Source organism: Pseudaquabacterium terrae, from assembly GCF_013266755.1.
Lineage (GTDB): Bacteria > Pseudomonadota > Gammaproteobacteria > Burkholderiales > Burkholderiaceae_C > Pseudaquabacterium > Pseudaquabacterium terrae.
On record NZ_JABRWJ010000009.1, the window covers coordinates 197,236 to 221,165 of the forward strand.

Below are 23,930 nucleotides of genomic sequence, written 5' to 3' on the forward strand. Positions count from 1 at the left end.
CTTGATCAGTGAGTGGCCGACCTCTCGCCCTCACGCATCAGCTGATGCGCGGTGGCCAGGGCCGTTTTCAGGCTCGCAGGGTCGGCCACGCCAAGGCCCGCGATGTCGAATGCCGTGCCGTGGTCCGGGCTGGTGCGCACGAAGGGCAGGCCGACGGTCACGTTGACACCATCCTCGACGCCCAGCAGCTTGACCGGGATCAGCCCCTGGTCGTGGTACTGGGCTACGACGATGTCATAACGCCCCTTGCGAGCGTGCATGAACACCGTGTCACCAGGCAGCGGGCCCACGGCGTCGATGCCTTCGGCGCGCGCCTGTTCGACGGCCGGCGCAATGATGGCCAGGTCTTCGTTGCCGAAGAGTCCGCCCTCCCCCGCATGCGGATTGATCCCTGCCACGGCGATGCGAGGCCGCGGAATGCCCATGCCCTGCAGGCTGCGGTGCGCCAGCCGGATGATGCGCAGTTCCAGCGCAACGCTGAGCTTGCGCACCGCTTCGACAAGCGAGCAGTGGACCGTGACGAGCAAGGTGCGCAGCTGCGGGTTGGCCAGCATCATTCCGTAGTCGGCGCTGCCAGAGAGGTCGGCGAGCATCTCGGTGTGCCCTGGGTAGGGCACGCCGGCCGCCGCCAGCGCTTCCTTGTGGATCGGTGCCGTGCAGATGGCCGTGATGCGGCCCTGGTTGGCCCACCCGATGGCGTGCCGGATGGCTTCGAAGGCCGCATGGCCCGCGGCCGCACTGACCCGGCCCCAAGGCAGTTCCGCGGACAGGTCACTGATGTTGACCACCTGCAGGGTGCCGGGTGCCGGCCGGTGCTGTTCCGGGCCCGCGATGGCATGGATATCGAGGCCCGGCGCCCACAACGCCGCAGCGCGGCGGAGCACGCCGATATCGCCCACGACAAAGGCCGGGTGCGCTTTCATGAACGCGCTGTCGGCAAAGGTCTTGACGACGATCTCGGGACCTATCCCGGCGGCGTCGCCGAAGGTCACGGCCACGGGTTTCATCACTGTTCTCCTGTCATCGCTTGTACGCACTGCATGAAGACGTCGTCGTCCCCGAAGCCACCGGCTTTCGTGACGAGCGGGATCACGCCACGCGGCGTGTGCATCAGGCACAAGGGAATGCCCGGCTGGACTTCGCGCAGCACGCAAATCTCCTGGGCCTGCAGGCGGCGGGCGATGTGCTTGGCGGTCTCGCCACCGGTCACCACGAGTCCGTCGCAGCGGCCCGCAAGGACCGCTTCGCAGACCCCGTGCACAAGCAGCGCCGTCAGTCGTTCAGGATCGCCGCGCTCTTCGGGCGTGGCCCAGAGGGTCGCGCCCTTGACCTTGGCCTGCGCATGACGGTGTTGTTCGCGGGAGCGCGGGTTCTGGCTGCCGACTACCACGCCGGGCCGCTGTGCCGCCTGCCATGACGGTCGAATCGCGGCCTGGGTCGGCAGCGTCATCGCGAACGCCCGGAGCAAGCCGGTCGAACCCGCCCACAGCACGTCGGGCCGGGCGCCCAGGCGCATCACCAAGTCTCCCAGGTCGGCTTCGGTTTGCGCATCCACCACCACCGCATCGTGCAACGCCAATTGCGCCTCCGCCGCCACGGTATTGCGCGCGCAATGCAGCGTTTGACCTTGCGCGGCAAACAACGCCGGCAGGCTGCTCACGCACACGGGGTTCAGCGGATCGCGTGCAAACGCGGTCTCGTTGACCGGCACACCGTCGACCAGAACGTTTCCTCCGACCGTCGTGCGCCCAGCGCCTGGGAATGCCGGCGCTACCACCAGCTTGCTGCGCCCACTCGCCCGCCAGGCGGCCATCACCTCGGGCACTACGGGGCCGCGAAGGGTTGAATCGAACTGCTTGAGCAGGATGCTGGCGTCTCGCCACCGCCGAGCCCAGCCGGCCACCAACGCAGCGGCCACTTCATCGGGAAGCGTCCGGCTATCGGTGTCGGTGCTCCAGACTTCGGATGTCTCCGGAACCGCGAGCGGTGTCGGGCGCAACACGACGCGTGTGGCCCACCCGCGCTGCGCAAAGGCGGGCAAGGCGTCAGTCGCGCTGGTGAAGTCGTCTGCGATGACTCGGATCTGCATGCACTGCAGTGTGTGCGTTCTCTGGTCCGCCGATAAGATCCAAGAATGAGGCAAATCGAGCAACCAAAAACACTGTGTTGAAACCACCGCAGCATCGCAGCGCGCTGCCGCCGCTCGCGCTCGATCCAAATTCCCGGCGGCCGCTGAATGCACAGCTGGCCGAATCACTGCGCGAGGCGATCCGGGCAGGGCGTATCGCCCCCGGCCGCCCGATGCCGCCCACGCGCGAGGCAGCGCTGCAACTGGGCATCGGCCGGAACACGGTGGTGGACGCTTATTCCGACCTGGTGGCCGAAGGCCTGCTGGAAGCGCGCGGGCGGCTCGGCACCTTTGCCGCGCCGCAGGTCGCGCGCACCTCGACGACCGAAGCGCGCAGCCCGCGCGCGGTGCTTCGCCTGGCAGGTCAACGCGTTGCGACGAACGCGCCGGCACAAGACTGGCGCCTGGGCCAAAGCGGCTCGCAGCTGCTGCCGCTGCAGGTCTGGCGCGCGGCATGCCGCGAGGCCGGTCGGCATCTTCCGCCGCCGGACTACGGTGATCCCAAAGGCCTGCCGTCGCTGCGCGTGGCGATTGCCGCGTGGTTGCGCAGACACCGCGGCACGGACCACGACGCACAGCAAATCGTCGTGACGCAGGGCACCGGCGCCGCACTGGAACTGCTGGCGCGCGTGCTGGTTCGGGCGGGCGATCTCTGCGCCGTTGAAAGCCCCGGCTATCCGCGCGCGGCCGCTGCCTTTGAAGCGGCGGGCGGCACGGTGTTGCACGTGCCCGTGGACAGCCAGGGCATGCAGGTGGGCAGCGCATTCGCCGGCCCGGCGCCCACCGTGCTGCACCTGACCGCCGCGCACCAGTACCCATCAGGCGTACGGCTGTCAGGCGCACGTCGTGCCGAATTGGCCGCGCTGGTCATCCGGCGTGGCAGCCTCGTCATCGAGAACGAGTACGACCACGAGTTCATCTACGAGGGGCAGAACCACGCGGCGCTAGCGGGCAGCCTGCCTGCTCACACGGTGCTGGTGAGCACATTCGCCAAGGCTATCAGCCCAGCCTTGAGGATCGGCTTCATCGCCGCGCCGCATGCCGTGGCCGCCACCTTGGCACAGGCCATCGAGCGCGACAGGCTGCACGCGAGCTGGCCCGTCCAGACATCGCTGCAGTGGCTGCTGGCCGCCGGCGAATTGCAGCGTCACCTGCGTCGGGTTCGCCGCCACCACGCCAGCCAGCGTGGTCGCCTGGTGCAGGCACTGAAGCAGCGCTGCCCCGAGGTGCGCTTCCGTGGTCAGGAAGGCGGCCTGCACATCGCGCTGACGATGGGCGAGCCGACGCTCGACAGGAGGCTGGCACGGCGGCTGCGGGAGTTGGGAATCGCATTCCAGACCATGAGGGAGTTCGGTGGCGATAGCGACGAGGTGCTGTTGGGCTACGGTCACATGAGTGCCCACGAGATCGAGCACGCGGCCGAGTTGTTGGCCAAGGCGCTATCGCTCTTGCAAGGTCGCAAGCGAGGCGTCGGACGCTGAGCTGCGACGATCCTGACAGCTCCCCGGGCACCATCGCGACAGCAGCATGGATGCGCGATCAGAGCCATGAGGACTGCGTCCACTCGGTCTCGATCGGGTGGCCAGGCGTTGGCGCCTTCCGTCCTGAACGAAAGAGGCTTATCCGGCGCCAGGGTGGCCGATGCCGTCCAGCGCCCCGCGCACCAGGTCCACAAGGCTGTCGTCGGCGCGGAAGCCTGCAGCCAGTGCGGCCTGGGCGTGTAACGGCGCAAAGCCGCCGAAACGCTGCTCGATCGCTGCATCGGGCTCGTAGCGAACGCGCCGCACTGCATCGGCGCCATGCACCTGCGCAATGGCGTCCACCAGTTCGGCCATCGAGAAGCAGGACGTCGGCAGGGTGTAGGTGCGGCGCCTGGCCTGCCCCATCACGTCCAGTACCGCCGCATGCAGGAGGTTGTCGACGACGTTCGGCAACGAGGACGCCCAAGTCCTGGCCTGCGGCGACATCGGGCTGACGAAAGGCCGGCCGGCCGCGAGCTCGCGGATGATGTCGCTGAGGAAGGCCGAGAGTTGCCCCGTGCGCGCAGGCGGCCGCGCCAGCACGCCGGGCAGACGCAGCGAGCGGCCGTCGACCCAGCCGCGGCGGCTGAAGTCGTCGACCAGGATCTCGCCGGCGAGCTTCTGCGCGCCGTAGGTCATCTGCGGCCGCGGCAGCGTGTCGTCGGTGACCGGCGCCGACAGCGGGCCGAACACCGCGATCGAGCTCGCGAAGATGAACACCGGCGCGGCGCCGCCGACCAGCACCTGCGCCCGGCCGCGCTCCAGCAGGCCGAGGGTCGCGTCCAGGTTCACGCGCCGCGCGAGCGCGTAGTCGGCTTCCGCGGTGCCGCCGGGGATGCTGGCCAGGTGGAACACCGCGTCCAGCGGTGCGCCGGCCAACGCGCGGTCCAGCATCGCGGCGTCGGCCAGGTCGCCGGCATGGCGGTGCACGAGGCCCTCGCGCGCCGGCGCGTCGCCGAAGCCCATGTCGAGCAGCGACAGCCGCGTCAGCGCGCGGTCGCCCAGGCGGCCCGCGGCCGCCAGCCGCGCGGCCAGCGCGCGGCCGACGAAGCCGTTCGCGCCGGTGACGAGCACGTGCATCGCGTCAGCCCTCCGCGGCGGCCGCGGCCGGCACCACGCGCTGGTCGATCGCGCCGAAGGGCCCGTCGCGGCCGTCCGCGAACCTGGCCTGCATGCGCACGCGGTCGCCATAGCGCATGAAAGGCGTGTGGATCGCGCCGAGGTCGATCTTCTCGATCACCCGCCGCTCGGCGATGCAGGCCGAGCCCGCGCCGCGCGCGCGGTTGGACACCGTGCCCGAGCCGACGATGCAGCCGGCGCTGAGCCGCCGCGTGCGCGCCGCGTGCGCGATCAGTTCGCCGAAGTGGAAGTTCATCTCGCGGCCGTCGGGCTCGCCGAAGCGTTCGCCGTTCCACTGCACGTGCAGCTTCATGCGCACGCGGCCGCCCTGCCAGGCGTCGCCCAGCTCGTCGGGCGTCACCGCCACCGGCGCGAAGGCGGTGGACGGCTTGGCCTGCAGGAAGCCGAAACCGGTCTTCATCTCGTGCGGGCCCAGCGCGCGCAGGCTCCAGTCGTTGAGCTGCACCAGCAGCCGGACGCAACTCAGCGCCGCATCGGCCGAGACACCCATCGGCACCGGCCCGCAGACCACGCCGAACTCGCCCTCGAAATCGATGCCGTGCGCTTCGGACGGCAGCGGCACGTCGTCGCGGGGCCCCAGGAAGTCGTCGCTCGCGCCCTGGTACATCACCGGCATGGTCTCGAAGTCGGGGATCGGCGGCGTGTTGAAGGCCTGCTCCATCAGCCGGCCGTGGTTCAGGAAGGCCGAGCCGTCCAGCCACTGCGGGCAACGCGGCAGCGGCGCGGCGCAGGCGGCGGGGTCGAAGGCGACGATTCCGGGCGCGGTGCCGGCCTCCATCGCGTCGGCCAGCGCCTGCAGCGGCGCCTGCACGGCGTCCCAGCGTTGCAGGGCATCGATCAGCGAGGGTGCGATGGCCGTCGCGGCGACGGCCCGGCCCAGGTCGTGCGAGACCAGCACCAGCCGGCCGTCCAGCGTGCCGTCCTTCAAGGTGGCGAACTTCATGGCGTGCGTCCTGTCGTCGGATCAGCGCCCGGCCAGCGCGGCAGCGATCGCCGGCTCGTAGGCGCCATCGACCAGCACGAAGAGCATGCGGCAGGGCCGGCCCGAGCGGTTGGCCCAGGCGTGGTTGGTGCCGCGCTGCACGACCACGCTGCCCGGCTTCAGCAGCACCTCGCCGTCGTCCAGCACCAGCGTCATCTCGCCGTCGATGACGATGCCGTAGTCGATCGACTCGGTGCGGTGCATCAGCGGATGCGGCGAGTCGCGCCGCACCGTCGAGGCCGCGGCATCGCCGGCCTGCGTGAAGGCGTCTTTCATGCGGGCCGCGCCTTTGGCGAGGAAGTCCTCGGTGTCGGGCGGGATGTCGACGAAGCGGATGCGCGTGCCCTGCTTCGGCGGCGGCAGCTTCAACGGGCCGGTCGTGGGGTCGGAGCCGTTGTCCACCGGTGCGGGGGTCGCGCGCGTTTCCCACACCTCATGGAAGACGGTACCGGGGATGGCCTGGATCTCGACGACGGTGGGCAGCGGCCCGTCGCTGGAGACGACCGCGCGGCCGTCGGCATCGTGGCCGGTGACGACGCGGTGGATGGGGGGAAAGGTCATGGGGCGCTTCTCCTGTGAGGTGGTGAGGTCTGGCGTGGCGCGCGCGGGACCGCGGCAACAGGCGGGCGGCTCAGCGCCGCAGGCGCCCGGCGCCATCGAGCAAGGTGATCTCGACGAAGGGCCGCGGCTGGCGCTGCGCGGGGCCGAACTGCACCTTCAGGCCGGGCAGCTCGAAGGTTCGCGTGGGCAGCACCTGCAGCAGGCAGGCGCGCCCGGCCTCGCGGCCGCAGGCACGCAGCGCCTCGTGGATCACTTGCGTGGCGGCATAGGCTTCCAGCGAGGCATGGCTGCCCGGCGTGGCCGCGGGCGCCCCGGACGCCCCGGGCGCGCCCGCGGTCCCGTGCACCAGCAGCGCGCGCTGGTACTCGGCCACCAGCGGATGCAGTGCGTTGCCCGGATGCGGCACCACCTGCGTCACCAGCAGGCCGGCCTGCGGATGCGGGCCAATGCTGCCCGGCGGCCGCCCGGCCAGCGCGGCCCCGGCCTCGCTGAACACGAGGTAGTGCGTGGCGCAGGGCTGCGCGTGTGCGGCGGCCAGCGCCGCCCTGGCCTGCACGGCATCGAGGGCCAGGATGACCGCCTCGGGTCGCAGTGCGCAGACCTGGTCGACCAGGCGGCCCACCTCGGCGGGCGTGGCGCGTTCGGCCAGGCGTTCGCTGGCCACCGGCCGCGTCGCGATGCGCGTCAGCTCGAACAGCACACGCTCGCGCCCGGACTCGCCGTGTGCGTCGGCCCGCGCAATCAGCGCGTAGCGGCTCACGCCCAGCGTGTCCAGGTGCAGCAGCGCCGCGCTGGCCTCCTCCGCCACGCCGGCGCGCAGGTGGAAGACGCCTGGGCGCGGCGGATCGCGCAGCGGCTCGGCGCCCGTGGCCGGCCCCACCAGGGCGGCGCGCGGTGGCTCGCCCCCGGTCGGTGCCAGCACTTCCGCCACGGCGGCGGTGGCGCTCGCACCGTGCACACCGGTGAGGGCCACCGCACCACGCGCCAGCAGCTGCCGCGCGTTGGCCGCTGCGCGCTGCGGGTCGCCGCCATCATCCAGCGCCAGCAGTTCCAGCGGCCGGCCGGCCACGCCGCCGCTCGCATTGGCGCGCGCCACGGCCAGCTGCGCACCATGGCGCAGCCCCAGGCCGTAGGCGGCATCGGGGCCGGTCAGCGGCGCCGTCAGGCCGATGGCCAGCGGCTGGGCTCGCGCGCCCGGCGCCGCAGCGGCCAGCGTCAGCAGCAGGGCTGCCAACGCATGAAAGACGCGGCCTCGGCCCATCACGCTTCGCCGGTCCGGTGAGGCGGCCGGTCGTGCAGGCCGGCGGCGGCAGCGGCCGGCGCGGGCTCCGTCGCCACGCCGACCTCGAAGCCCGCGATCACGCCCTGCAGCTCGCCGGCCCGCTGCTGCAGCGAGGCCGCGGCCGCGGTCAGCTGCTCGGCCAGCGCGGCGTTCTGCTGCGTGCTGCCATCCAGCTGCAGCACGGCACCGTCGATGCGGGCCAGCACCTCGCTCTGCCGGGCCGAGCCGGCCGCGATGCCCTCCACCGTCTGCGCGACGCCGCGGGCCGTGTCGACCAGGCGGTTCACGCTGGCATCCACATCGGCCACGCTGGCCGAACCCTGGCCGATGCGTTCCGCGGTCTCGGTGCTGAGCCCGCGGATCTGGCCCGCGGCCTGCGCGGCGCGCTGCGCCAGCTGGCGCACCTCGGCCGCGACGACGGCGAAGCCGCGCCCGTGCGCGCCGGCGCGTGCCGCCTCCACCGAGGCATTCAGCGCCAGCACATTGGTCTGGAAGGCGATGCCGTCGATGGCTTCGACGATCTGCGTGATGCGCCGCGCGGCCGCTTCGATGGACTGCATCTGCGCCACCAGCCGCGCGACCGCGTCATGGCCCTGCTGCGCATCGCGCCGGGCGCCGCCGGCCAGCGCTGCGGCCTCGCGCGCGGCGTGCACGCTGGCGGCCAGCGTCTCGCCGAGGCCGCGCACCGCCGAGGCCGTCTCGGCCAATCGCGCCGCCGCGTGCTCGGTGCGGTCGGACAGGTGCTGGCTGCCGGCGCCGATCTCGCGGCTGGCCCCGAGCACCGCATCGGCCGAGCGGCCCAGCGCGCGCACGGTGTCGCGCAGGCGGCCCTGCATCGTCGCCATCGCGGCCGCGAGCCGGCCGAACTCGTCGCCGCGGTCCGTGTCGATCGGCGCGTCGAGCTGGCCGTCGGCGATGGCTTCGGCCACCGCCACCGCGCCGGCGATGGGCCGGCTGATGCCGCGCACCAGGCCGGCCGCCATCGCCAGCGCCGCGCCGATCGCCACCACGGCCACGGCCGCCAGGCCCAGCGTGGCCAGCCGCTGCCGCTGTGTCGCCCGCGCGAACTCGTCGCGGGTGGCGCGGCTGGCGCTTTCCACCAGCGTGTCGATCTGGGCGCGCCAGCGCCCCTCGGCCGACTCCGCCGGAAGCAGCAAGGCCAGCGCGCCCTCGGTGCCAGCGCCGCCCTGCAGGCTCTTCATCGCCGCCTCGTACACCGGGGCGACAGACTCGCGCAGCTGGCGCACCTCGGCCAGGCCGGCGCGCATGGCGGGGTCCGCGCCGCCGCCCTCCAGCATTGCGCCGAGCGCGGCCTCGGCGTCCAGGTACGCGCGCTCGGCCGCCTTCAAGTCGGCCGCCTGGGCCTTGAGGTCGTCGGCATCGCTGACCACCAGCAGCGCCCGCAGCCGCTCCATCCACTTCAGCTGCGCGGCATGGAGCCGGTGCGCCAGCTCGCCGCGCTGGCCGTGGCCCTCGACGATGGTGTGCAGCTGCGCGCTCATCTCGCGCAGCTGCCACACCCCGCCGCAGGCCAGCACCAGCAGCAGCGCGACCAGCGAACCCACGCCCAGCCACAGGCGCTGGCGCACGCCCAGCGGTCGGACGCGCATCACGGCGAACGGGCGGCGCATGGTCAGGCCTCGAAGATCGCCACCGCGCGCGTCCAGCCGGCACTGGCGCCGCGGATCTTGTGCGGGAAGCAGCTGATGGTGAAGCCGTGGGCGGGCAGCGCCTCCAGGTTGTGCAGCTTCTCCAGATGGCAGTAGCCGATGTCGCGGCCGGCCTTGTGGCCTTCCCAGATCAGCGACTTGTCGCCGGTCTCGGCCACTTTCTTTGCGGTATAGGCGAACGGCGCGTCCCAGCTCCACGCGTCGGTGCCGGTCAGGCGCACGCCACGTTCGAGCAGGTACATCGTCGCCGCGTAGCCCATGCCGCAGCCTGCGCCGAGGTAGTCGGGGCGGCCGTAGCGCGAGCCGGCGCGGGTGTTGACGACGACGATGTCCAGCGGCTGCAACTCATGGCCGATGCGCTTCAGCTCCGCCTCGACATCGGTCGCGGTCGCGACGTAGCCATCGGGGAAGTGGCGGAAGTCGAGCTTGACGCCGGGCTGGAAGCACCACTCCAGCGGCACCTCGTCGATGGTGATCGATGGGCGGCTGCCGCCGATCTTCGCGTCCTGGGTGGAATGGAAGTGCCAGGGCGCGTCCAGGTGGGTGCCGTTGTGCGTCGTCAGCGTCACCCACTCGGCCGCGGCCGCTTCGCCCTCGGGATAGTCCTCGGGCTTCGTGCCCGGCAGCATCGCCATGAACTCGGGCAGCGTGTCGGCGTGCTTCTGGTAGGTGATCTTCGGCGCCAGCGGCGGCGGGTCGGACAGCACGTCGTTCTCGAGGTAGATCGAGAGGTCGACGAAACGGCGGATTGGTTTCATGCGAGGGCACTCCGGGAGGCGGCCGCCGGCGCGGGCAGCCGCGAGAAGCAGGCAACGGCGATCGTGGCGATCACCGCGGCCGCGACGGCCAGGCTGCCGTAGCCGAAGGCCTTGACCAGCGTGCCGCCGAGGATGGGGCCGATCGCCGCGCCGGTCATCACCATGGCCGGCGTCGCGGCGAGCGCCCGGCCGCTGGGCTCCAGCCGCGCGAGCAGCCCGAAGCCGAAGGTGTGGGTAAAGATCATCACCGCGGCGAACACCGAGGCGGAGGCCGCATAGGGCGCGAACACGGTGGACTGCATGATCAGCGCGACCAGCAGCGCCTGCAGCACCGGCCCGCTCAGCAGCACCGTGCGCGCCGACCAGCGTTTCTCCAGCAGCGCGGCGAGCGCCGCCGGGAACAGGTTGACCACGCTCAGCGCCACCAGCACGCCGGTGACCGCAGCGAGCCCGAAGCCGCGCTCGTTGCCGACGCGTTCCAGGAACGCGAAGGTCATCGCCTGCACCAGGCCCATGCAGCCGATGCCGACGACGCCGAACCAGATCGCGGACGGCATGGGCGCGCCGCGGCCGGCCGGCTCGGCAACGCGCAATGGCGCGGCGTCGCGCGCCGCCGCGCCGTCGGCATGCGGGAAGGACCCGGCCGCCACCAGCGCGGCCAGCGCCATCACCGCGGCGAAGACACGGAACAGCGCCGGCCCGCCGACCGCCGCCAGCAGCGGCGGCACCACCGCGAAGAAGGCGATCGCGAACACGCCGAGCGCGATGCCGACGAGGGCGAACAGCCGGTGCGGGTTGGCGCCGCGCGCGATCGTGCCGTGCGTGACGCTCAAGGCCGAGCCCGCCGCGAAGCCCGCCAGCGCGTGCAGCACGGCCATCGTCTTGAAGTCCTGCGACAGCGCGACGCCGAAGAAGGCCAGCCCCGCGACGCCGAAGCCCGCAGCGGTGACGGCGCGCCGCGGCAGCCGGCCAAAGCGCGGCGCCAGCATCACGCTCGCGACCACCGCCGCGGCCAGGAACAGCGTTGCCAGCGCGCCGGCCTGCTGCGGATCGAAGCCGTGGTGGCTGATCAGCGTGCCGACCCACACCGGCAGCGCGACCAGGTCGACCATGCCGGCGCAGTGCGCCACCATCAGCGCGATCCGGCCGCGCCGTGAATCTGCGGTGACCATCGCAGCCCCCGGGTCAGATCGGCTGCGCCAGCGCCATCAGCGACTCGCGCATGATGCGGCCGTGCTCGTCCTTGTCGCCGTTGGCGATCTCGATCTCGCCCAGGCGCGCGGAGTTCTCGACCACCATGCGGCAGCGCTCCCAGCGCCGCGCCTCGAAGGCGGCGAGCGCGGCGACGATGCCGGCATGGCGCCCGATCTCCTCGGCCAGCACGATCGCGTCCTCGATGCCGATGCAGGCGCCCGACGCCAGGTGCGGCGTCGTCGCGTGCACCGTGTCGCCGATCAGCACGACGCGGCCCGTGGACCACGGCCGCGGCATCAGCAGGCCCTCGAGCGGGCGGAACACGATCTGCGAATCGGCGCCGATCTGCTCGCGGATGCGCTGCACCAGCGGCGCCGAGAACGGCGCGAGCAGCGCGCGCAGCTGCTCCACGAAGCTCGCGGGGTCGACGTGCTCGTTGTTCGGCCGGTGCTCGGTGACGAACAGGTACATCGAATCGCGCGAGACCGGATTCACGCCCGGCTTCACGCGGCCCATCCACATCATCGCGCCCTGCACCTCGGGCGGCCGCGGCAGCACCGCGCGCCAGACGGCCTGGCCGCTGTAGCGCGGCTCCGGTGCGTCGGGAAAGAGGGTGCCGCGTACTTTGGAGTACAGGCCGTCGGCGCCGATCACCAGGTCGTAGCGGCGTCGCCCGCCGTCGGTGAAGCTGACGTCGACGCCCTCGGCGTCGGGCTCGATCTGGGTGAACGTGCAGCCCAGCCGCACGTTGGTGCCGGAGGCCCGCGTGGCCTCGGCGAGCAGGCGGGCGAGCACCGGCCGCAGGATCGCGCCGCTGCCGGGCACGTCCGGCCCGGCCACACGCGGCGTCGGCAGCGTCGCCAGCGGCGTGCCGTCGGCCAGGAAGGTCGTCACGCCGTCGGCCGCGTTGCCCTCACGCAGGAAGGCCTCGAGGATGCCGAGCTGGCGGAACGCGCGCAGCGTCGCGCCGCCGAGGCTGATGCCGGCGCCGTAGTTGCGCCAGCCGGGGTCGATCTCGACCAGGTCGACCTGGGCGCCTCGCTTGGTGCATTCGATGGCGGCCGACATGCCGGAAAAGCCGCCGCCGATGATCAGGATGCGTCGGGCTGCGAGTGTCATTGGCTTGTCTCCTCGTGCGGGGAATCGGCGAGGTGGACCTCGCCATTGGCATGGATGTGCAGCGGCACCGGCGTCAGCGACTGGCCCAGGCAGGGCCCGAGCGTGCAGCGGCCGGTGGGGATCTCGAACTGGGCGCCGTGCGCGCCGCAGACGATGCGGTCGCGCGCGGCGTTCAGGAAGGCGTTCTTGCGCCACGCCATCGGGGTGCCGTGGTGCGGGCAGGCATTGACCCAGGCGTGCAGCGCGGGCCCGTGGCGCACGACGAGGACCGTGTCGCGGCCGCTGGCATGCGGGTCGAAGCCGCGCGAGTCGCCCTCGGGCAGGTCGTCGAGGTGGCACAGGCGCATGGTCGGGCTCGCGTGCGCGTTCAGGGCTTCGCCGCCGGCGGCGCAGCGCCCTCTCCGCCCGGCGACGGCGGACCCGAGGGTGCCCACTTCTGCCGGTACTGGAACAGGAAGGCCTGCGACGCATCGGCACCCATGCCCGTCTCGCGCGCGGTCCAGGTGTCGTCGTGCAGGTCCATGTCGGCGTCGTACTCCACGTGGCAGCCCAGCGGCGAGTTGAAGTACCAGAACCAGTTGCTGCCGTACAAGTGCCGCCCCGGGCCCCAGAAGCTCTCGTAGCCCTTCTCGACGAAGCGCGTGCCCGCCAGCAGCACCTCGGTCGGCCCGCCCAGGTGGAAGGTGAAGTGCTCGCAGCCCTTCATGAACGGCGGTGTCTCGATCATGAACAGCGTGTGGTGGTCGAGCGTGCCCGCCGGTCGCAGGAAGGGGCCGACGCCGGTGAAGCGGTCGGTGCAGACGAAGCCGAGCCGCGTGTAGAAGGCCTCGGCCTTCGCGACGTCGGGCACGAAGTAGACGACGTGCGACAGCGTGCGCGGCAGCGCCGGCATGTCGGGCGCGACGCCGATCTCGTTCGGTGCACGCTGCGGCGAGGCGCCGGGCGCGTTGACCGTCTCGGGCGCCAGCGCGAGCGGCCGGCGCACGCTGACCTGGAAAGCGAGCGCAAAACCCATGTCGTCCACGCAGCGCAGCACGCCGTCGCGCCGGCTCACCTCGCGGTCGCGGCGCAGCTCGGCCTCGATCGCATCGAGCGTCGCGGCGTCGGCGACGCCGTAGACGGTCTCGCGCAGCAGGCTGGCGGTGCCCAGGGCGGGCGGCAACGCCGGGTCGTCCTTCGCCCGCAGCACGACGGCTGTGCCGTCCAGTGCCTCGTAGCGGCCTGCACCCACGTCCTTCAGGCCATAGTCGATCAGGTACTGGCCGCAGGCGGCGAGGTCGTCGACGCCGAAGACCAGCGCGTCGGGTCCGATGATGTTCATCCTTGGGATCTCCGTGGAAAGTCAGGCGGCCGTGCGTGCACCGAGGGTCTCGGCGACCCAGTCGGCGATGTACTGGCCGGCGTTGATGCTGTTGTCGAAGCTGGCGTGCTGCACGCCGCCTTCGCGGTCGGTGAAGATCTTCAGCTCGCGCTTCGGGCTGTTGACCAGCTGCTCGTAGGTGCGGTGCGCCCACTTCAGCGGGATCTGCGAATCGCGCTCGCCATGCGTCACGAGGAAGGGCACGCGGATCTTCTCGACCACGCCGTCGAGGTGCACGTCCTCGGCGATGCGCATGAAGTCCTCGATGTCCTTCGCGCCCCAGACCCAGCAGACGTGGGCCCAGTAGTGCGGCACCGGAAAGTCGCCCTCCTTCTCGAGGCGGCGCTTCTGCACGTCGCGCCAGTCGTGGTTGGCGCCCCAGGCCACGCCGCAGGCAAAACGCGGCTCCATCGCGACGGCGCGCGGGCAGTAGTAGCCGCCGAGCGAGACGCCCTCGCAGCCGATGCGCTTCGGATCGACGCCCCCGCGCGTCTCGAGCCAGTCGACCACGCGGCTGGCCCAGTGCTCGGCGTCGAAGCGCGCGGTCAGGCCCTGCAGGCGCAGCGCCTCGCCGGTGCCCGGCTGGTCGACGATCAGCGACGACACCCCGCGCCGGGCCAGCCAGGCGGGCAGGCCCACGAGGTACTTCATCTCCTTGGTCGAGTCCAGGCCGTTGAGCTGCACCAGGACCGGCGCGCGCTGGCCCGGTGCGAGACCGTCGGCGCGGCGGTAGAGGGCCGAGAGGTGCTTGCCTTCGTACGGGATCTCGACACGCTGCACCGGGTCGCCGAGCAGCCGCATGCCCTTCTGGAACAGCGCGAGTTCACGCTGATAGATGGCCATGCGACCTTCCGAGCCATGCGCCTGCAGACGCTCGGCGGTGGTGAGGTAGGCCGACGCGCGCCGGTACTTCTCGCCGGCCGAGAGCAGGCGGCCGCGCGCCTCGTCCTCGGCGGCCAGTTCGCACAGCGTGTCGGCCATCGTCAGCCAGGTCTCGCGGAAGGCCTGCGTGCCGGCGGCATCCGGCGCCTTGGCGGCCTCCTGCAGCGGCGCGCACATCATCTCGATCTCGCCGATGCGCGCGCCCATCTCGATCGCGAGGTTGACCGAGAGGTTCCAGACGTAGTTGGTGGGGAAGTACTTGAACATGGGTGGCTTTCGTGGGCTCCAGCGTGGCGTCAGCGCGCCGCGATCGGCAGCATCTCCATCTGCGTCTCGGCGTCCTTCAGGTAGTTCTCGACCAGCATCGCCTCGAGGAAGCGGGTGTGGTCGAACACGGCATCGCGCAGCGCCGACAGCGGCCAGGGCGTGCGGTGGAAGAGGTAACCCATGTACCGGGCCATCTTCGCGTTCTTGTTCGTGTAGGCGACGCGCTGGCGGTCGTAGTGCGCCAGGCCGCGCGCCAGCGCGTCGCGCTGCGCGAGGTCCACGCCTTCGAGGCACTTCGCGAGCCACCAGCCGTCTTCGATCGCCATGCCCATGCCGTAGGCGGCATAGGGCGATACCGGGTGCACCGCATCGCCGACGAAGGACACGCGGCCCTTCGACCAGCTCGACAACGCGGGCCGGTTGTAGATCTCCCAGCGGAAGCAGTTGCGCTCGAAGTCGGTGGCCGCGGCCAGGCGCGGCAGCGGGTCGGCCCATCTGCGCAGGTGGTTCGTCAGGTGCGCGCGGACGTCGCCATCGAAATCCTGGCCTTCGTTCCACGGCTCGACCACCCACCACTCCACGGCCGGCTTGCCGTCGTGCAGGATGGGGAAGAAGCTCGCCTGCACGTTGCGCGAGTGCGAGATCCAGCCGACGTCGCGCGGCACGTCGTCGCAGTGGCACCAGGCCAGCCAGACCTGGATGCCGCAGTGGAACAGGCCCAGCTCGCCGAAGGTCTGCTGCGCCACGGTGGAACGGATGCCGTCGGCGCCGACCAGCAGGTCGGCTTCCCACCGGCTGCCGTCCTCGAAATGGGCGGTGACCGCGTCGGCCGTCTCGTCGTAGCGCGTGAAACGCTTGCCGGCCTGGATCAGGTCGGGCGGCATCACCGCGAGCAAACGTTCGATGGCCGCCGAGCGCAGCATGCCGTAGTGCCAGCCAGGGATGCCGGCACGCGCCTCGGCGCGTGGGTTGAACGGCAGCCGCGCGCGCAGCCGGCCGCGGTGGTTGCGGAACTCGGTGACGCCGTAGGCGCCGAGCTCGCGGATGTCCACGCCCATGTCGCGCAGCACCGACAGCACCGGCAGCGACAGCAGCACCGCGCCGCCCAGGGGCTTGACGGCATCCTGCCGCTCGAACAGGCGCACCTCGTGGCCGGCACGGTGGAACGCGAGCGCGGCCGCGAGTCCGCCGGGTCCGGCGCCGATGATCGCGACGCGGCGGCGCGGCACGGGTGGGGAGGCGGTCATGGTCTCGTGCGGGTTGGGCGAAGAGGCTTCGGAGGTCACGAACGCGCCTTCAGCGCGCCGTAGAACGCGGCCGAGTTCGTGGCGACCTGGGGCGCGCGCTTCAGCAGGAAGTGCGCGAGCGCGGGCAGCAGCACCAGCGCGCCGAGCATGTTCCACAGGAACATGAAGGCCAGCAGCAGGCCCATGTCGGCCTGGAACTTGATGGGGCTGGCGACCCAGGTGATGACGCCGATGGCGAGCGTCACGCCGGTCAGCATGACCACCTTGCCGGTGAAGAGCAGCGCGCGGTAGTAGCTTTCCGACAGGCTGCGGCCTTCGCGCAGCTGCGCCAGCGTGACGCTCAGGATGTACAGCGCATAGTCCACGCCGATGCCCACGCCCAGCGCGATGACCGGCAGCGTCGCCACCTTCACGCCCATGCCGAGGGCCACCATCAGCGCCTCGGCGAGCACCGAGGTCAGCATCAGCGGCAGGATCGCGACGACCACCGCGCGCCACGAGCGGAAGGTCACGAAGGCGAGCAGCGCGACCGCGGCGTAGACCAGCGCCAGCATCGTGCGCCAGGCGTCCTTCACGACGATGTTGGTCGCCGCCTCGATGCCCGCCGAGCCGGCGGCGAGCAGGAACCTGACGTCGTCCGTGTCGTTCGCCGCGGCGAAGGCCTCGACGTGCCCGACCACGTGCGCCAGCGTCTCGGCCTTGTGGTCGCGCAGGTAGACCGAGAGCGTCAGCAGCGAGCACGCGTCGTTGTACAGGCCGCGCGGCGCGCCGGCGGTGACGGTGTTCAGCATGTCCTGGTTGGGCAGGAACTCGTACCACTTCGGGCTGCCTTCGTTCAGCCCGGCGAGCACGCGGCGGTTCAGCAGCGCCAGCGAGTTGGTGCTCTCGACGCCGCCCAGCTGGCGCAGCTGCCATTCGAGCGCGTCGATCTTGTTCAGCGTCTCGACCTGCGAGCACTGGCCCTCGGGCGCCTTGACCATGACAGCGAGCACGTCGCTGGAGGCGCCGTAGGCCGCGTTGACGAAGGCGACGTCGCGGTTGTAGCGCGAGTCCGCGCGCAGCTCGGGCGCGCCGGGGTCGAGGTCGCCGATCTTCAGCTGCGTGCTCGCCGCGAACCCGAGCGCGCCGAGCAGCACCGCGACCATGATCGCGATCAGCGCGTGGCGCCGCTGCGTGTAGCGGTCGAGAAAGGCCCACAGCGGCTGCTTGCCGGCGCCCGCCGCATCGGCGGCCTCGGCACGCAGGCTGCGCTGGGCGGCGGTCGCGCTGACGCCGGTGTAGCTCAGCAGGATCGGCAGCAGGATCAGGTTGGTGAAGATCAGCACCGCGACGCCGATGGATGCGGCGATCGCCAGTTCGCGGATGGCCTGGATGTCGATCACCAGCAGCACCGCGAAGCCGACCGCATCGGCGAGCAGCGCGGTCAGCCCGGCAAGGAACAGGCGCCGGAAGGTGAAGCGGGCGGCGACCAGCTTCGGCAACCCGCGGCCGATGTCCTGCATGATGCCGTTCATCTTCTGCGCGCCGTGGCTCATGCCGATGGCGAAGACGAGGAAGGGCACCAGGATCGAATACGGATCGAGCGTGTAGCCCAGCGCCGGCAGCAGCCCGAGCTGCCAGACCACGGCCACCAGCGAAGCCGCCACGACCAGCAGCGTCGAGCGCACGCAGCGCGTGTACCAGAACACCGCCGCGGTGGCGATCGCGACCGCGAGCGTGAAGAAGCCCAGCACCGCGCGCACCCCATCGATCAGGTCGCCGACGATCTTCGCGAAGCCGGTGACATGGATGCGCACGCCCTGCTGTTCGTACTTCACCCGCAGGGCCTCGATGCGCTGCGCGAACGCGGCGTAGTCGAGCGCGCGGCCTTCGGCGTCGCGCGCGAGCAAGGGCACGTAGATGACGCTGGAGCGGGCGTCGAGCGCGACCAGCTGGCCGATCTCGCCCGAGCGCGCGATGTTGGCGCGCAGCTGCTCCAGGCTCTTCGGCGAGCCGTCGTAGCCGTCCGGGATCACCGGGCCGCCCTCCAGGCCCTCCTCGGTGACGCCGACCCAGCGCGTCGTCGGCGTCCACAGCGACTTCATCTGGTTGCGCGCGACGCCGGGCAGGAGGAAGACCTCGTCGGAAAGCTGTCGCAGCGTCTCCAGGTACTTCGCGTCATAGACGCTGCCCTGCGGATTCGCGACCGCGATGCGCACGGCGTTGCCCAGCCCCGTCAGCTCGCCCTGGTGCGCGAGGAAGTTGCGGATGTAGCGGTGTTCCGCCGGAATCGTCTTCTCGAAGCTCGCGTTCAGCTGCAGGCGTGTCGCCTGCCAGCCGAGCAGGATGGTGACCAGCGCGCACAGCAGCACGACGATGGCGCGGTGGTTGAACAGCGCACGCTCGACCAGCGAGCCCGAGCGCGGGTCGAAGTCAGCGGCGACTGCGGCGGCGGACAGAGAAACCTTCACTTGGCGGGTCCCGGTTCAGTCTCGGCGCGTTGTGCGCCTTGCACGGTCAAGGCGAGCAGCGGCGCGCCCGCGCGCGGCAGCAGCCCGTTCAGCGGCGGCAGCGGCCTCGTGTTCAACGGCACCAGCCGGTCGCCCTGCAGCGCCATCACGACACCGGCCTGGCTGGCTGCCAGCAGGCGGCCGTCGGGTGCGATTGCGGTCGCGGTGATCGAGGCCGGGATCGGCACGGCGACCGACGTCCAGCTCGCGCCGCCGTCGGTCGAGCGCAGCGTGGTGCCGCGCAGGCCGGCGAGCACGATGTCCTGCTCGCCAAGCAGCTCGGCGCTGAAGAAGCTGCCCTTGTAGGGCGTCTCCACGCGGCGGAAGCTGCGCCCGCCATCGGTCGACAGCAGCACCAGGCCCTGCTCGCCGGCGAGCAGCAGCGTCTGCCCGCGCTGGCGCGCGGCGTACAGGTGCAGCCCCTTCGGATTCGGCAGGCGTGGCATCCACGACTGCCAGGTCGATCCGCCGTCCTCGCTGGCCAGCGCCAGGCCGTAGGCCCCAACGACCAGAAGACGCGGCCCGCCGAGCAGCAGCAGGTCGAGCAGCGGCTTGTCCGGCCCGTCGGCGACGAGCCGCTCGGCGTCCTGCAGCGCACGCGCATCGCCGCCGGCGCGTGCGGCGTCGAGCACGATCTGCGCGGCCTGCCGCCCGTCGAGCCGGCGCGTCCAGCGCTCACCACCATCGTCGCTCGCGAGCACCGTGCCGCCATGGCCGACCGCCCAGCCCTGCTTCGCATCGGTGAAGCGCACCGCCGTCAACGTGACGCTGGTGGGCACCGCCGCCTGACGCCAGTGCTGCGCGCCGTCGTCCGACAGCGCCACGATGCCGCGCTCGCCGACCGCGACGATGCGTTCGCCGGCGAGCGCCGCGCCGACCAGCACGGTGCGCTCCGGCGCACGCACCACCACGGCCGGGCGCTCCAGCGCCGGCCCCGTCGGCGCCGCGCCGCTCAGCGCGGGCAGCGCCGCCAGCGTGCACGGCAGCAGCCGGCGCAGGGCGAAGGTCGACAACAGGCGCATCGTCATCACTTTCGTCTTCAGCGCACGCCTTCGCCCGCCAGCGCGTCCGGCGAGAAGACGCTGTCCGGGAAGCGCGGCTTCAGCGGGTACTGCGCGGCCTTGGCGTTGTAGAGGTTGCCGATGAAGCCCTGGCCCGAGATCAGGTCGTTGAAGCCAAACGAGCCGATCGGGTTGCCCGGCAGGTCGGGTGCGACGAAGGTCTGCGCCCACAGCGTCTTCCACAGCTGGCCCTGCGCGTCCCAGCGGTCGCCGAGCACGCAGATCCAGGTGTCCTCGTCGCAGTAGTAGCGGCTCTTCGGCGCCTGGTGGCGCTGGCCTTGGCGCAGCGTCGCCTCGACCACCCACACGCGGTGCAGCTCCCAGCGCATGTGCTCGGGGTTGAAGTGGTTCTTCGCGATGACCTCGGCGTCGGTCTTCGGCTGCAGGAAGCGGTTGGCGTTGTAGGGGATGAACATCTCCTGCTTGCCGACGAGCTTCCAGTCGAAGCGGTCGAGCCGGCCGGTCCAGACCTCGATCTCGTCGAAGCTCATCACGCCGGCCGCGGCCGGCGTCGGCGTGTCGCAGCAGGGGTTGGGCAGCTTGCGCACGCGGCGCTGGCCGGTCAGGTAGACCCAGCCCTGGCTCTTGCTGCCGTCGATGTTCTCGCGGCCGAGAATCGCCTCGCCGGCACGGATCGGCGGGCCGGCGTTGACGAGGCGGATCAGCCAGAAGTCGTTGCTCTTCGCGAAGCTCTCGGGGCTGCCGTCCTGGAAGTAGTACGGCATCTGCTGCTCGGCGCGGCCGTCGGTCGTCAGCACGGCCTTGCCGTCGGCGGTGAGCTGGTACTGGCTGATGTTGAATTCCCACGAGGCGCCGCGCCAGCGCAGCATGTGGTTCCAGATCACTTCGGCGCCGGTCTTCGGGATCGGGAACGGGATGCCGCCGTAGGCGCCGTCGACCACGTCGCCGGCAAGCTTCGCGCGGGTCGCGTTCTTCAGCGTGTTGTCGTAGACCCATTGCGGCGCGGCCGCGGTGCGATGGGTCTTGTAGACGTCGATGCGATAGCTGTCGGGGTACTTCTTCAGCATCGCCTTCTGCCCTTCGGTGAGCTTGGCGGCGTACTGCTCGACGTTCTTGGCCGTGATCGAGAACAGCGGCTTCTCGTCCTTGAACGGATCGCCGCGGCGGCCGCCGGGCTTGTCGCCGGCGATGGGCGTGGTGTGGCCACCGCTCCATGCGGGGATGCTGCCGTCCTTGTTGCCGGCCTTCTCTGCGCCGAAGGGCGTCAGTTCGGTCTTCAGCTTCGCGGCCTCGTCGGCCGGCACGGCCGCGAGCGCGGGGCCGAAGGCCATGGCAATGCACGCGGCAAGGGTGATGCGGGTGAGGGTCATGGCAGAACTCCGGCGATCAGAACGTGCGGCGCAGCGACAGCGCCAGGTGGTTGCGGTCGGCCAGCGGGTTGCCGCGGCCGAAGACCGGCGTGCCGCCGGCCAGGATCGGCGAGAAGTCGACGAAGGGCTCGGCCTTGCCGATGTAGTGCGTGTAGCCCAGCGCGAACTGCCAGACGCCGAGGTAGCTGCCTTCGATGCCGACGTTGGCGCTCCCCGTGCCCTTGGCGCCCCAGCCGGCGCCGGTGACGGACGAGCGGCCGTCCAGCACGTAGCGCAGGCCGATCGGCACGCTCAGGTCCAGCCCGGGCAGCGCCTGGCGGTAGCTGGGCGTGAAGATGAACTGCAGCGCGGTCGCGTCGCGCGTGGCGGCCTTGTCCAGTTCCTTGTGCGGGTCGTCCTTGCGCAGCACGCGGTTCCAGGCGATCTCGGCCACCAGCGTCGATTCGCGGGCGATGAAGCTCGGGCCGAAGGTCGCCAGCGTCGACAGGTTCAGGTGCGCGGTGCGGCCCAGCGCCGCATGCGGCTGCGGCGCACCGACACCGCCCGGGTAGATCATGTTGGTGCTGCGCAGCGGCATGTCGTCGCGCACCGAGGCCTCACCGGCGACGTTGAAGTCGCCGAACGAATGCGAGGCGCTCACGCCCAGCGTCTTGACGTTGGCGGGGAACTGGTAGAACCAGGTGCCGGGCTTGGTGCCCATGGGGTTGGGCGGCGCGGCCGGGTTCAGGTTGCCGTAAAGCTGGCCCGACTTGTCGTGATAGCGCGCGAAGTACGCGCCGAGGTCAGTCTCGCCGACGCGCCACTTCAGCTGCAGGCCGAACTGGCCCGAGTCCTTCGGCTTCTGGTCCGCGCCCGGCGTCAGCACGTAGTTGCCGGAGATCGGCGTGCCGGGCGGGATGCTGACGAACTCGGGTTGCTGCGATCCCCAAGGGATGTTCGCGGTCGAGAAGTAGCTGCCCGCCGGTGCGAGGCGGTCTTCCTCCCAGCGCCACTGCACATAGCCGCCGACCGAGACCTCGGGCGTGACCTGCAACTGCGCCGACAGCTGCGGCACCGGGCGGATGATCTCCTTGAACTGCGCGTTCGGCGACGCGAGCAGCTTGTCGATGTCCACCGGCCCCTGCGCCCGCGCGATGCCGTTGTCGCCGAAGAACAGGCTCTCGCCGTACTGCAGCGCGTGGCGGCCCAGGCGCGCGGTGAGCTTCATGCCGTTGTCCATGCGCCAGCCGCCGAACACGAAGGCGTCGAGCAGCTCGGCCTTCTCGCCGGCGATCTTCTGCGTGCGGGCGGGAAACTCGTTGTAGGGCCGCTGGCCGATCGTCGGGTCGTTGTCGGCCTTCGTCCTGCCGTGCAGCTTGTCGTCGTACCAGGCCGCGCCGCTCACGCGCAGGCCGAAGTCGCGGCGCCAGATCGCATCGAACTCGGTCAGCAGGTCGGCGCGCGCGGACACCAGGCCCTTCTTCTGGAAGTTCTGGTCGCCGGCGTTGAAGTTCAGCGCCTGCGGGAACGAGAAGCTCGCCGGCGCTGGCGCCGGCGCGCCGGTGGGCACCTGGCGGAACGAGTCCTTCAGGGCCGGGTCGGCCGCTTCGGTGCGGACCTTGGCGCTCAAGCGCAGGCTGTTGTCCCAGCGCAGCGACCAGTCCGGGTGGCCGGTGTCGATCTCGAAGGCCTGCGCGCTGCAGGCCAGTGCCGCGGCGGCGGCGGCGAGCGCTGCAGGCCGCAGCGCGTGTCGGGTTCTCATCGGTCGTCTCCTGGTCTCATGGGGTGCTCGTCGTCATGCCGGCTGCGCAACGGTCTGCGCCAGCCGTTCCATCAGCAGGTTCAGGTCGGCGCCGCTGTCGGGCTGCAGGTCCCAGCGCGCCGCGGTGGTGGTGATGTCGTGCACGCGCCGCACGCGCTCGGCACGGCGGCGCTCGAAGGCCTCGAACAGCTCGGCGCGGCTGGTGGCGGACACCAATAACTCGCCAAGCACGCGTGCATCCTCCACGGCCTGCGCGGCCGCCTGGCCGAAGTGCGGCGGCAAGGCATGCGCGCAGTCGCCGACCGCGAGCACGGCGCCGCGGTGCCAGGGCACGTCGAGCAGCGCCGAGCGGGCCGGGCGCAGCGTGATCGGCGTGGTCTCGTCCAGGCGCGGCGCCAGCGCACGCAGCCGCGGCGCGAAGGTGGCCAGCGCCCGACGCAGATGCGCCGCCGGCGCGACGTCCGCGGCCGGCATGCCCGGCTCGGTCAGCGCGAGGCCAGCCTGGTCGTGTCGCACGGGCACCAGCACCGCGCGCCGGCCGGCGTCGCCGAAGGCGATCAAGGGGCGGTCGAGATCGACGGGGCGCGGCAGCAGCGTGTACCACCAGGCCTGGCCCAGCTCGGCCGCCGGCATCGCCTGCGGGAACAGCGCGCGCGACAGCGCGCTGCCGGCGCCCGCCGCGAGAACGACAAGCTCGGCCTCGACCGACTCACCCCCCTCCAGCGCGACCCGTGCGAAACCCGTGTGCTCGTGCACCGCCTGCACCCGCGCGGCGCGCCGCAGCGCCACGCCGCGGGCCACCGCCTCGCGCTCCAGCAGCCGATGCAGCTCGTCGTGGCGGATGCCCAGCGCGGCCGGGAAGCGCGGGCCGGCCAGGCGCTCGGTCGGCAGCTCATGCAGGTGCCGGCCGTGGCGATCGATGACGTCGATGCCGCGGTAGGGAAAGCCGGCGCGCACGCAGTGATCGCCGACGCCGAAGGCCGCAAGGTCGCGCAGCATGTTCGGCACCACCTCGATGTGCGCGGCCAGCGCACGCGGCTCGGCCGCCTCGTCGAGCAGTTGCACCGACAGCCCGCGGTCCACCGCGGCCAGTGCGCAGCACAGGCCGGCGAGGCCGGCGCCGATCACGCAGGCGCGCATCGGGCGCTGCGTCATCGCGGCACCTCGTGCATCGCAGGCGTGAGTTCGCCCTCCGCAT

Annotated in this window: 20 protein-coding genes; 1 reads left to right on the forward strand and 19 read right to left on the reverse strand. The window is 71.6% G+C overall.

Going from position 1 to position 23,930, the window contains the following annotated elements; all coding sequences use genetic code 11:
• Window positions 1–5: 5 nt before the first annotated feature.
• Together pdxA and HLB44_RS27625 are read right to left on the reverse strand one after the other, a co-directional pair.
• Window positions 6–1,007 carry a 4-hydroxythreonine-4-phosphate dehydrogenase PdxA gene (gene pdxA, locus HLB44_RS27620; RefSeq protein ID WP_173130589.1) on the reverse strand — a complete coding sequence of 334 codons (1,002 nt, stop codon included), beginning with the start codon at window positions 1,005–1,007 and terminating at the stop codon, window positions 6–8.
• Entirely contained in the window at window positions 1,007–2,089 is a 1,083-nt protein-coding gene (locus HLB44_RS27625; protein WP_173130592.1) for a four-carbon acid sugar kinase family protein, read from the reverse strand. Before HLB44_RS27625 ends, pdxA begins: the two co-directional genes overlap by 1 nt.
• A gap of 77 nt (window positions 2,090–2,166) precedes the next feature.
• Between HLB44_RS27625 and pdxR the strand changes: the two genes are divergently transcribed.
• Window positions 2,167–3,609, forward strand: a complete 1,443-nt coding sequence (gene pdxR / locus HLB44_RS27630; RefSeq protein ID WP_173130595.1) for a MocR-like pyridoxine biosynthesis transcription factor PdxR — start codon at window positions 2,167–2,169, stop codon at window positions 3,607–3,609.
• A 138-nt stretch (window positions 3,610–3,747) separates the two neighbouring features.
• On the opposite strand, the gene HLB44_RS27635 is transcribed toward pdxR, so the two are convergent.
• From HLB44_RS27635 to HLB44_RS27715, 17 genes are all read right to left on the reverse strand, one after another.
• The gene (locus tag HLB44_RS27635) at window positions 3,748–4,728 is read right to left on the reverse strand and encodes an NAD-dependent epimerase/dehydratase family protein (RefSeq protein WP_173130599.1); all 981 of its coding nucleotides are present in this window, start codon (window positions 4,726–4,728) and stop codon (window positions 3,748–3,750) included.
• Window positions 4,729–4,732: 4 nt separating this feature from the next.
• A complete protein-coding gene (locus HLB44_RS27640) occupies window positions 4,733–5,731 on the reverse strand; it encodes a fumarylacetoacetate hydrolase family protein (protein ID WP_173130602.1) in 999 nt (332 codons plus the stop codon).
• A 21-nt stretch (window positions 5,732–5,752) separates the two neighbouring features.
• Window positions 5,753–6,331 carry a cupin domain-containing protein gene (locus tag HLB44_RS27645; protein WP_173130605.1) on the reverse strand — a complete coding sequence of 193 codons (579 nt, stop codon included), beginning with the start codon at window positions 6,329–6,331 and terminating at the stop codon, window positions 5,753–5,755.
• A 70-nt stretch (window positions 6,332–6,401) separates the two neighbouring features.
• Entirely contained in the window at window positions 6,402–7,592 is a 1,191-nt protein-coding gene (locus HLB44_RS27650) for an ABC transporter substrate-binding protein (RefSeq protein WP_173130608.1), read from the reverse strand.
• Window positions 7,592–9,244: a methyl-accepting chemotaxis protein gene (locus HLB44_RS27655; RefSeq protein WP_173130611.1), complete on the reverse strand. Its 1,653-nt coding sequence runs from the start codon at window positions 9,242–9,244 to the stop codon at window positions 7,592–7,594. Before HLB44_RS27655 ends, HLB44_RS27650 begins: the two co-directional genes overlap by 1 nt.
• Before the next feature lie 2 nt (window positions 9,245–9,246).
• Entirely contained in the window at window positions 9,247–10,041 is a 795-nt protein-coding gene (locus tag HLB44_RS27660) for a cyclase family protein (protein WP_173130614.1), read from the reverse strand.
• Entirely contained in the window at window positions 10,038–11,213 is a 1,176-nt protein-coding gene (locus HLB44_RS27665; RefSeq protein ID WP_173130617.1) for an MFS transporter, read from the reverse strand. Before HLB44_RS27665 ends, HLB44_RS27660 begins: the two co-directional genes overlap by 4 nt.
• A 13-nt stretch (window positions 11,214–11,226) precedes the next feature.
• Window positions 11,227–12,354, reverse strand: a complete 1,128-nt coding sequence (locus HLB44_RS27670) for an FAD-dependent oxidoreductase (RefSeq protein WP_173130620.1) — start codon at window positions 12,352–12,354, stop codon at window positions 11,227–11,229.
• The gene (locus tag HLB44_RS27675; RefSeq protein ID WP_173130623.1) at window positions 12,351–12,701 is read right to left on the reverse strand and encodes a Rieske (2Fe-2S) protein; all 351 of its coding nucleotides are present in this window, start codon (window positions 12,699–12,701) and stop codon (window positions 12,351–12,353) included. Before HLB44_RS27675 ends, HLB44_RS27670 begins: the two co-directional genes overlap by 4 nt.
• A 20-nt stretch (window positions 12,702–12,721) precedes the next feature.
• Window positions 12,722–13,675, reverse strand: a complete 954-nt coding sequence (locus HLB44_RS27680; RefSeq protein ID WP_173130626.1) for a VOC family protein — start codon at window positions 13,673–13,675, stop codon at window positions 12,722–12,724.
• Between the two features lie 21 nt (window positions 13,676–13,696).
• On the reverse strand, window positions 13,697–14,863 hold the full coding sequence (locus HLB44_RS27685) for an alpha/beta hydrolase family protein (protein WP_173130629.1): 1,167 nt from the start codon (window positions 14,861–14,863) through the stop codon (window positions 13,697–13,699).
• A gap of 29 nt (window positions 14,864–14,892) precedes the next feature.
• A complete protein-coding gene (locus HLB44_RS27690; RefSeq protein ID WP_173130632.1) occupies window positions 14,893–16,110 on the reverse strand; it encodes an FAD-dependent oxidoreductase in 1,218 nt (405 codons plus the stop codon).
• 35 nt (window positions 16,111–16,145) lie between these two features.
• Window positions 16,146–18,560, reverse strand: a complete 2,415-nt coding sequence (locus HLB44_RS27695; protein WP_173130635.1) for an MMPL family transporter — start codon at window positions 18,558–18,560, stop codon at window positions 16,146–16,148.
• Window positions 18,557–19,627, reverse strand: coding sequence for a YCF48-related protein (locus tag HLB44_RS27700; protein WP_173130637.1), 1,071 nt, complete (start codon window positions 19,625–19,627; stop codon window positions 18,557–18,559). The genes HLB44_RS27695 and HLB44_RS27700 overlap by 4 nt, the downstream gene beginning before the upstream one ends.
• A gap of 11 nt (window positions 19,628–19,638) precedes the next feature.
• A complete protein-coding gene (locus HLB44_RS27705) occupies window positions 19,639–20,991 on the reverse strand; it encodes a DUF1329 domain-containing protein (protein ID WP_173130640.1) in 1,353 nt (450 codons plus the stop codon).
• A gap of 16 nt (window positions 20,992–21,007) precedes the next feature.
• Window positions 21,008–22,732, reverse strand: a complete 1,725-nt coding sequence (locus HLB44_RS27710; RefSeq protein WP_173130643.1) for a DUF1302 domain-containing protein — start codon at window positions 22,730–22,732, stop codon at window positions 21,008–21,010.
• Between the two features lie 33 nt (window positions 22,733–22,765).
• The gene (locus HLB44_RS27715; RefSeq protein WP_173130646.1) at window positions 22,766–23,887 is read right to left on the reverse strand and encodes an FAD-dependent oxidoreductase; all 1,122 of its coding nucleotides are present in this window, start codon (window positions 23,885–23,887) and stop codon (window positions 22,766–22,768) included.
• Between the last annotated feature and the right edge of the window lie 43 nt (window positions 23,888–23,930).